This window comes from Actinosynnema sp. NPDC023658 (assembly GCF_040639995.1).
GTDB lineage: Bacteria > Actinomycetota > Actinomycetes > Mycobacteriales > Pseudonocardiaceae > Actinosynnema.
On the sequence record NZ_JBFAAX010000208.1, the window covers coordinates 1 to 9,750 of the forward strand.

Consider the following 9,750-nt stretch of genomic DNA (forward strand, 5'->3'; position numbering starts at 1 on the left):
ACGTGGGAAAGCGCTCGTTTTCACATCGTCGGCGTCCGGCGGGATGTTGACTGCCGCTGTGAGCCGGACCGGACCGCCCTGCGCCGTCCGGTCCGTCGCCACGCACCCGGTGCGCGGTGGCCGCATGCTGTACCCGATGAAGTGATCACAACAGGAGACCCTGCGATGACCGACACGCCGGAGTTCGCTGTCCCCGAACGGGTGGACAGTCCGGTTCGACCGCCCGCGCCGTCGTCCCGGTTGGGGCGGTGGTTGCTGGAGCACCGGGTCCAGCCGGTGGGGCCGGCCGGTTCCGGGCAGCACACCGAGCCCACGGCCTGGTGGAAGGTCATGTGCCTGACCGGGGTGGACTACTTCTCCACCCTGTCCTACCTGCCCGGCATCGCGGCGTTGGCCGCCGGTGCGATTTCGCCGTTGGCGACGCTGCTGATCGTGGCGTTGACGCTGTTCGGGATGCTGCCGATGTACCGGCGGGTGGCCAAGGAGAGCCCGCACGGCCAGGGCTCGGTCGCTATGCTGGAGGATCTGCTGCCGTTCTGGCGGGGCAAGTTGTTCGTGCTGGTCCTGCTCGGCTTCGTGGCCACCTCCTGGATCATCACCATCACCCTGTCCGCCGCCGACGCCACGGTGCACGCGCTGGAGAACCCGCACGTGCCCGCGTTCCTGCACGGGCATGAAGTCCTGGTCACCGTGGTGCTGCTGGCGATCCTGGGCGGGGTGTTCCTGCTCGGGTTCAGCGAGGCCGTCGGCGTGGCCATCCCGTTGGTCGCGGTGTTCCTGCTGCTCAACGCGGTGGTGGTGGTCGCCGGGGTGTTGGAGGTGATCTCCGGACCGGTCGTGTTGGACCGCTGGCTCGACGCGCTGACCTCCGGTGGAGGTGGGCTGTTCGGCATCGTCGGACCCGCTGTCCTGGCGTTCCCGCTGCTGGTGCTCGGCCTGTCCGGGTTCGAGACCGGTGTCAGCATGATGCCCCTGGTGGCCGCCGACGGTCGCACCGAGGCCGAGCGGCTGGAGAGCCGGGTCCGCAACACCCGCAAGCTGCTCACCACCGCCGCGCTGATCATGTGCGTGTACCTGATCGCGACCAGCTTCGTGACCACGGTCCTGGTGCCGGTGGAGCAGTTCCAGCCCGGCGGCGAGGCCAACGGCCGCGCCTTGGCCTACCTCGCCCACGAGCTGCTCGGCGAGTGGCTGGGCACCGCCTACGACATCAGCAGCATCCTGATCCTGTGGTTCGCCGGCGCCTCCGCCATGGCCGGTCTGATCAACATCGTGCCCCGCTACCTGCCCTCCTACGGCATGGCGCCGGACTGGTCGCGGGCCGTGCGACCCGTCGTGCTGGTCTACACCGCCGTCTGCATCCTCATCACCGTCGTCTTCCAGGCCGACGTCAACGCCCAGGCCGGCGCTTACGCCACCGGCATCCTGGCGATGATGGTCTCCGCCTCCGCCGCGGTCACGTTGTCCGTCGCGCGTGCCCGGCGGAGGAGGGCGGCGATCGCGTTCACCGTGCTGACCCTGATCATGGTCTACGCCCTGGTGGAGAACGTGATCGAGAAGCCCGACGGGATCACGATCTCGTTCTTCTTCATCCTCGGCATCATCGCCATCTCCCTGGTCTCCCGCATCAGCCGCACCACCGAGCTGCGGGTGGAGCACATCGAGTTCGACGACGCCGCCCGTCGCTTCGTCACCGACTCCATCGCCCACGACGGCGCGCTCACCCTCATCGCCAACCGACGTCAGGCGGGGGACGCCGCGGAGTACGCGGAGAAGGAGGTCGAGCAACGCGGCGCGAACCCGGTTCCCGGCCACGCCGACGTGCTGTTCCTGGAGATCGACGTGGTCGACCCCTCGGACTTCAGCGAGGCGCTCGAAGTCCGGGGTGTCGAGGTCGACGGTCACCGGGTGCTGCGCGCGGACAGCCCCGCCGCGCCCAACGCCATCGCCGCGATCCTGCTGGCCCTGCGCGACAGCACGGGCGTGCGCCCGCACTGCCACTTCGCCTGGAGCGAGGGCAACCCCCTGGGCCACCTGTTCCGCTACCTGCTCCTCGGTCGTGGTGACACCGCGCCGGTGGTGCGGGAGATCATCCGCTCCAGCGAACCCGACCTCGAACGCCGCCCGGGCATCCACGTCGGCGGTTAGCCGGCCTTCGACCGGCGCGGTCGAGTATCGCGAAAAGCCGTGACCGCGGACTGGTCGGCCGGACGCGGGCGCGGTGTCGGCGGGCACGTGGTGGTCCCGGACCTCTTAAACGATCACGACGCCGGACGAGGCGAGGTTAGTGCGGATGATGCGTGAGTTCGGCGACCTCGCTTACGGAGGAGACCGCAAAGGCATGATATTGCCATGCCGCCCTCTGCATCCGCCGCATTGCCGCGCTTCGCGATGTCTGGCAGGCTTGTCGAGGGTTCGGACATGGTGCTGCCAGCGCGCTTCGAAGAGGGCCGATATGAGGAATGCTCCACCCTTGACCTACAGGGGCGCGTTACGTCTGTTGGGCAAGTCGGATCAACCGGCGCTCAAGCGGATAGACAAATTGCTCGGTGGCTTGATCTTGGTCAGTCTGCCAAGCCCTTTCGCCGCTGCATGGGGGTGCGTCGACCAGAAGAACGAGGCGATCTCCCGCACGCGTGGGTTGCTCGACGCGGTGGTCAAACGATTTAGTGGTATCGGTGGTTTCGAGCGGCACGAGCTGATTACCGCCGCGCACAGTGTCATCGTAATTTCAGCGTTCTTCGACGTGATGCGTGAGCAACTCGGGAAAGTAGACTCAGCCGAGATCGCGCTGACGGAGCAAGAGAAGGTCGTCCTCGCGACTGGCAAGCAGTACCACGGGAACGCTGAGCAGCTGGTCGCGCTGCTCACGAACACCGATGTGCCCGTGCCGGCGAGCGGCGGCGTGGGGGACACCGAAGAGCTGTCCGCCTTCTACAGCAGGCTCGCCGATGCTGTCCTCGACTTCCTCCGGGGACTGAAGGTGTGGCGGCAACTCATCGCGCGCAGGGATATCGCTGCCGAACTCCATGTGGTACCGCGCCTAGCGCTAAAGCGCTACACGAGCTACTTTCTTCAGCTGGCCCAGGAAGTACCGGAGTTCTACTTCTGGGCGACTCTGACCACCAACGTCGTGGTCAAAAAGACGGTCCACGAGGCACACAGCGACTTGCGTGAGGCCATCGAGACGCAATCCGGGGCGTTGGGCAGGCTCCATGACATCCTCGAACGGCTGACCGGGAATCGGGCAGACCCATCGACGAAGGCTCGCAGTAGCGTCAACCGCGCCAATCGCTCAGCATTGACCGATCCGATCATTCCCAACCGGATGCTCGAACACATCGGACCGGTGGAGTTGCCCAGCGTCGAGCAGATTTACCAGAACCCCCGCTTCAAGTGGGCATCCGCCGCGCATGCACAGCCCGCCGACGAAAGGTGGTGGGAACAGCAGCCGGTGTCAGACGACTTCGACGTCTTCCTGGCGTCGTACTTGGTCTCGCCTCAGAGTGTGTATGAGCCGATGCTGGTGCTCGGACATCCCGGTGCAGGGAAGTCGCTACTGTCTAGGGTGCTGGCTGCCCGCCTTCCGGACCGCTCATACATCACGGTCCGCGTCCCGCTGCGCCGTGTGGACGCGCACGCTCCAATCCTCGACCAGATCCAGCAGGCGCTCGACATCGCCACCAACCGTCGGGCCAGGTGGACCGACCTGGACGACGAGGACGACTACGCTCGCCGCGTCGTCATTCTCGATGGCCTCGACGAGCTGCTCCAGGCTTCGTCAACCGGCCGGGCGTCCTATCTCCAACAAGTGGCGGAGTTTCAACGGCTGGAGGCGGCCCAGGACCGACCGGTGGCATTCATCGTCACCTCCCGCACCGTCGTCGCCGACCGGGTGCTGATCTCTCCGACTACCACGGTCGTGAAGATCGAAGGATTCGACGACGAGCAGATCGCACGATGGCTCTCGATCTGGCGAGATCACAACCGGGATGCCATCGATAACGGACACATGGGAGAACTGGCGGTCGGGCCCGTGCTAGAAGTCCGCGAGCTGTCCTCCCAGCCGCTCCTGCTGCTGATGCTTGCCCTCTACGCGGCCGATCCTGACGCAGAGCAACTTGGTCCGAGTCTGTCCGGAGCGTTGTTCTACGAACGGATTCTTACCAGTTTCGTGGAGCGAGAGGTCACCAAGACGGCGGACGCCGAGCATCCCGTCTTCGGGGAACAGGTCGAGGACCAGATGTGGCGCCTTGGCATCACCGCATTCGCCATGTTCAACCGGGATCGACTCCACATCCGGGACCACGAGCTCGGTTCCGACCTGATCGCGCTCACTAGCCACGACCACCCCGACGGCAACACCACCGCCGTGCAGTCCAGGGTCCGGCCGGGAGACCATCGGACGGTTCTTCTTCGTCTACGCGGCCGAAGCGGACGCGCATCGCGGTGACGAGGCGCGCCGCGCCTTTGAATTCCTCCACGCAACCTTCGGTGAGTACCTGGTCGCCCACTTCTGTGTCAAGACCCTGGTCGACATAGTCGAGAGCGCCAAGAGGTTTCACCCAGGTAAGCGCAGATTCGATGACGATCTTCTGTTCGCTTTCCTGAGTCACCAGACACTAACCATTCGACGCACTACGGTGACCTTTATACGTGAGCTGTTCGCCAACATGAGTGCCGAACAGCGGACCAGGTGCTCGGATACATTGACCCGCCTACTGCACGAATACCGCTCCCGATCGACCACAGGAACCTACAGCGCCTACCGTCCGTTGCCCGTCGACCGAGTCCGTGAGATGGCAGCTTACTCGGCCAACCTCGTCCTGCTGCGGCTCCTGGCGTGCGATTCCGGCTCGGTCGGTTTCGCTGAACTCGTTCCCAAGGGCCACGGGCACGACTGGTGGCTCTCCACCGCATCGCTCTGGCGCACCGTGCTCGGAGAGTCGGCTTGGGAGTCGATCTGCCGCAGCATCGACGTGACCGCCGTAGACGAAGTCACTCTGCGCGTGGACGATCTACCCGACAAAGGGTCGGAAGTGATGTTTCTCCGGTTCACCAAGAACAGACACGACCTGAGGATGTACCACCTGGGATCAGCTGTCCTGGGTCACCTGATGCGCTCCGACGACTTGCCCCCGATGGAGGGTCTGGTCAGTTTTCTGATATACGCCGCCAACTGTCAAGACCTCCCGGACGACACCATCCGCCAGCAGCAACTTGAGATCGCACGAAACATTCGCAAGTCACAAATATCCGACGAAACGCTACTATACCACGCCATCGTGCGGTACCTATACCGGTGGCGAAGGTCCGTGCCACTGGAGGAAGCGCGTGACTGGATCAAACTCGCGCTACGCGGTGGGAGCGGGGACGACCGCTCCGCATTCGCCTTCTACGTGGCCCGATTCCCGCGTCTGCTAGATGAGGTACCCGAACTAGGAGACCCCACATGCTATCGGCAGAAGTGGGTGGCTGCCGTGCTGTATGCGGCGGAACAGAGACTTCGAAGACTCGATGACGATACGCGGAGTGGCCCCCTCGTCGCCACAGTCAGGCTCAACAAGTTGAGGCACGCGGTAGAAGCACAAACTATTGTCAGCGGAAACGAGGTCGCCACCACAAAAAGCCTCCTGGCCATGATCGAAGATGGCTTCAGCTTGGGTTGACCAAGTTATTGAGCCGAAAGTGCTCGGTTGCCTACATGGCGGCGTATCGGACGTGCGGCACCCGGAAGTAGTCGGCGAGTGCGAGGGACAGGGCCGGCGAGGGCAGCCGGGTCGCGTCGTGGTGCACCACCAGCCGGGCCGCGGCTTTCGCGTGGTGGTCCCGGCGGGCGAAGCTACTACGACCGGGAGTCAAGCACCGATCATGCCGCCGGCCGGGCGAGGCCGGACCGCCTCCCCGTGACCACCGCGGTGCCGGAGGACTCCGTAGGTTCAACCGCCTGTACCGGGGGTGAAGTACCGACCGCCCGAACGGAGTATCGCCTGCCACGCTATGCGTATCCGACAGCGCAGCTGGTCGACAAGCACGGTTCGCCCGCTCGACGCTTCTGGAACCCTGTACCTGCCGAAAATGTCGTCCGTGCAGGTCAGGCGGCCTGGTAGTACTCGTTGAGGATGCCGCCCAACCGCTGTCGCCGGCGGATATCCAGGTGGGTGACTGCGACTTGGTCGGTGACGGGGTGTGGCAGGGCGCGTAGCGGTCGTGCGTTGTGGATGCCTTGGTGGGGCCGGTGGGTGTTGTAGAAGTCCTCGTACTCGCGCAGTGAGTGGAGTAGGTGCTGTTGGTTCCAGATCAGCGTTCGGTCGAGGAGTTCGCGGCGGCAGCTGCGGATCCAGCGTTCCATGATCGCGTTCATGCGCGGGATGCGGACGCCGCTGAGGACGACCTGGATGCCGGCGTCGGCGAGGACGGTGTTGAACAGCGCCGGGAACTTCCCGTCCCGGTCGCGGATCAGGAACCGCATGTGTCGGCCCTCGTCTTCGAGGTCCATGACGAGGTTCCTGGCGGCCTGGGTGACCCAGGAGGTGGTCGGGTGCGCGGTGGTGCCGAGGACTCTGATCCGGCGGTTGGCGTGCTCGATCACCGCGAGCGCGTACAGGCGGGCGTCGTTCACGGTGCGGGTCTCGAGGAAGTCGCAGGCCGGTAGAGCGTCGGCTTGTGAGCGGAGGAAGGTCGACCAGGTCGTCGAGGTGCGCTCGGGAGCCGGATCGATCCCGGCGTCCTGGAGGATTTGCCAGACGGTGGAGGTTGCGACCTTGATGCCGAGCACGAGCAGTTCGCCGTGGATGCGCCGGTAGCCCCAGGTCGGATTCTCGCGTGCCAGGCGCAGCACCGGCAGGCGTAGTGAGCGGATGGTCCGTGGTCGGCCGGGACTCTTGGGGCGGGATCTGACCGCGTGGCGTCGGGCGATGAGGTCCCGGTGCCACCGCAGGATCGTCTCCGGGCGCATCAGCAGTCGGAGTCGCCGAAGCGTGGCTACGGGGAGTCGGTGCAGCAGGGCCGCGAGGAATGTCCGGTCGTCGGGCGAGAACCGCGGACGGGTGTTGCCCAGTTGGCGTTCCAGGATGGTGATCTGGTGGCGCAGCGCCAGGATCTCCGTGTCCTTGTCCCGGTCGCTCATGGGCAGCAGGCGCAGTAGCGCGAAGGCGTTGGTCATGCCCAGGTAGGCCAGTCGGAGCAGTATGGCCGGTCATCATGCCGCGTCAGCCGAGGGCGGTGCGGACCTGTGGCCACACCACGGAGCCCCTCGATGCCTCAGCTACGCACGGCTTCGACCTGCATGGATGGAGTTTTCGGCAGCTATAGCGTCGGCTTGGAGGCGGAGGAAGGCTGACCAGGTCGTTGTGGCGCGGTCTGGTGCCGGGTCGATCCCGGCGTCCTTGAGGATCTGCCATACCGTGGACGCGGCGACCTTGATGCCGAGGACGAGTAGTTCTCCGTGGATGCGGCGGTAACCCCAGGTGGGGTTCTCCCGCGACAGGCGCAGCACCAGGAGTCGGATCGAGCGGATGGTCCGTGGTCGGCCGGGCCGCTTGGGGCGGGATCTGGCCGCGTGGCGGCGTGCGATGAGGCTGCGGTGCCATCGCGGCACCGTCTCCGGACGCACCGGCAATCGGAGCCGACGAAGCGTGGCGGCCGGAAGTCGGTGCAGTAGTGCCGCGAGGAACGCCCGGTCGGCGGGAGAGAATCGTGGACGGGCGTCACCGAGTTGGCGTTCCAGGACGGTGATCTGGTGCCGTAACGCCAGGATCTCCGTGTCCTTGTCCCGGTCGCTCATGGGTAGCAGGCGCAGCAATGCGAACGTGTTGGTCACGCCGAGGTAGGCCAGTCGGAGCAGCACAGTCGGTCATCATGCCGTGTCAGCGGAGGACGCTGCGGACCTGCAGTCGCACTCACGAGCACCTCGGCCTCTCACACTACGTACGGCTTCAACCTGCATGGATGGAGTTGTCGGCAGGCACAGGGACCTGGCAGCGTGGTGGCGCGCGAGGAGGTCGCGGTGCCACCGCAGCACCGTCTCCGGACGGTGTGCTTGCCGAAAATAGCATCCATGCAGGTCAGGCAGCGTGGTAGTACTCGTTGAGGATGCCGCCCAGTCGTTGCCGTTGGCGGATGTCGAGCCGGCTGAGCGCTGCTTGGTCGGTGGTCGGTGGTGGCAGCGCGTGTAGTGGTCGGGCGTTGGCGATGCCTTGGTGGGGCCTGTGGGTGTTGTAGAACTGCTCGTAGTCGCGCAGTGCGTGGAGTAGGTGCCGTTGGTTCCAGATCAGCGTTCGGTCGAGGAGTTCCCGTCGGCAGGTCCGGATCCAGCGTTCCATGATCGCGTTCATGCGCGGGATGCGGACTCCGCTGAGGACGACCTGGATGCCGGCGTCGGCGAGGACGGTGTCGAACAGGGCGGGGAACTTGCCGTCGCGGTCTCGGATCAGGAACCGTGCGGGGCTGCCCGCGTCGTCGAGGTCCATGGCGAGGTTTCTGGCGGCTTGGGTGACCCAGGCTGCGGTCGGGTGCGCGGTGGCGCCGAGGATCCGGATCCTGCGGCTGGCGTGCTCGATCACCGCGAGCACGTACAGACGGGTGCCGCTCAACGTGGAGGTCTCGAAGAAGTCGCAGGCCATCAGGGCGTCGGCCTGTGAGCGGAGGAAGGCCGACCAGGTCGTCGTGGTGCGTTCAGGTGTCGGATCGATGCCGGCGTCCTTGAGGATCTGCCAGACGGTGGAGGCGGCGATCTTGATGCCGAGTACGAGGAGTTCGCCGTGGATGCGGCGGTAGCCCCAGGTGGGGTTCTCGCATGCCAGGCGCAGCACCAGGAGCCGGATCGAGCGGATGGTTCGTGGTCGGCCGGGCCGCTTGGGGCGGGATCTGGCTGCGTGGCGGCGGGCGAGGAGGTCGCGGTGCCATGGCAGCACTGTCTCCGGACGGACCAGCAGTCGGAGCCGACGAAGGGTGTCGACGGGAAGTCGGTGCAGCAGTGCCGCGAGGAACGCTCGATCGCCGGGAGAGAACCGCGGACGGGCGTTACCCAGTTGACGTTCCAGGATCGTGATGTGGTGCCGCAGCGCCAGGATTTCCACGTCCTTGTCCCGATCGCTCATGGGCAGCAGGCGCAGCAAGGCGAACGCGTTGGTCATGCCGAGGTAGGCCAGTCGGAGCAGCACAGCCGGTCATCATGCCGCGTCGCCCGACGAGCCCGTGGAACACCAGCATACTTGCGGGCCTTCCCGAGCCCGTGTCCTGAGTGCGCTTCTGACCTGCATGGATGGAGTTATCGGCAGGCACAAGGCGTCGGACCAACGCGGCGAGCACCGCGCGATCGGCCCAGTCCCAACGCGGGCGAGGGTTGGTTCGGCGCAGCACGGCGACCTCGTGCCGCAGCACCAGCAACTCCACGTCCTTGGCTGCGGAGGACCGGCTGAGCAGAACCAGCCAGTCACCGAGTCGGGCGAAGATCAGGTACAGCAGTCGTAGCGCCATGCTGCACGATCATGCTCCTACGGCTGGTTCTGTGCGATCACCGCAGCTCAGTGCCTCAGTGCAGAGTTCTGGCACCCCACAGGGCATCGACAACGCCCGACCGCTACAACCACTGCCACCGCGAGTCACCGATCAGGCGACCCTCACCCGCCTCGACATCCGCCGACGGCAACGACTGGACGGCATCCTCAACGAGTACCACCACGCAGCCTGACCTGCACGGACGATATTTTCGGCAAGCACAACCTCAAGGCCGAGATCGTGGTCATC

The 9,750-nt window shown here is 65.6% G+C and carries 7 protein-coding genes; 3 read left to right on the plus strand and 4 right to left on the minus strand.

From position 1 onward, the window contains the following. Window positions 1–165 precede the first annotated feature (165 nt). The 3 genes from AB0G02_RS20885 to AB0G02_RS20895 all read left to right on the plus strand — a co-directional run bounded on the left by AB0G02_RS20885 (window position 166) and on the right by AB0G02_RS20895 (window position 5,669). Complete coding sequence (locus AB0G02_RS20885; protein ID WP_360796912.1) at window positions 166–2,148, plus strand: amino acid transporter; 1,983 nt, start codon at window positions 166–168, stop codon at window positions 2,146–2,148. A gap of 325 nt (window positions 2,149–2,473) precedes the next feature. Next, window positions 2,474–4,453, plus strand: coding sequence for a hypothetical protein (locus AB0G02_RS20890; RefSeq protein WP_360796915.1), 1,980 nt, complete (start codon window positions 2,474–2,476; stop codon window positions 4,451–4,453). 346 nt (window positions 4,454–4,799) lie between these two features. Further along, window positions 4,800–5,669 (plus strand): hypothetical protein, encoded by an 870-nt coding sequence (locus AB0G02_RS20895; protein ID WP_360796918.1) that lies wholly within the window; start codon window positions 4,800–4,802, stop codon window positions 5,667–5,669. Between the two features lie 31 nt (window positions 5,670–5,700). On the opposite strand, the gene AB0G02_RS20900 is transcribed toward AB0G02_RS20895, so the two are convergent. The 4 genes from AB0G02_RS20900 to AB0G02_RS20915 all read right to left on the minus strand — a co-directional run bounded on the left by AB0G02_RS20900 (window position 5,701) and on the right by AB0G02_RS20915 (window position 9,137). Further along, window positions 5,701–5,862, minus strand: coding sequence for a hypothetical protein (locus AB0G02_RS20900; protein WP_360796920.1), 162 nt, complete (start codon window positions 5,860–5,862; stop codon window positions 5,701–5,703). 232 nt (window positions 5,863–6,094) lie between these two features. After that, the gene (locus AB0G02_RS20905) at window positions 6,095–7,165 is read right to left on the minus strand and encodes an integrase core domain-containing protein (RefSeq protein ID WP_360796923.1); all 1,071 of its coding nucleotides are present in this window, start codon (window positions 7,163–7,165) and stop codon (window positions 6,095–6,097) included. A 102-nt stretch (window positions 7,166–7,267) separates the two neighbouring features. Continuing rightward, complete coding sequence (locus AB0G02_RS20910; RefSeq protein ID WP_360796926.1) at window positions 7,268–7,849, minus strand: helix-turn-helix domain-containing protein; 582 nt, start codon at window positions 7,847–7,849, stop codon at window positions 7,268–7,270. Window positions 7,850–8,066: 217 nt separating this feature from the next. Then, window positions 8,067–9,137 carry an integrase core domain-containing protein gene (locus tag AB0G02_RS20915; RefSeq protein WP_360796928.1) on the minus strand — a complete coding sequence of 357 codons (1,071 nt, stop codon included), beginning with the start codon at window positions 9,135–9,137 and terminating at the stop codon, window positions 8,067–8,069. Between the last annotated feature and the right edge of the window lie 613 nt (window positions 9,138–9,750).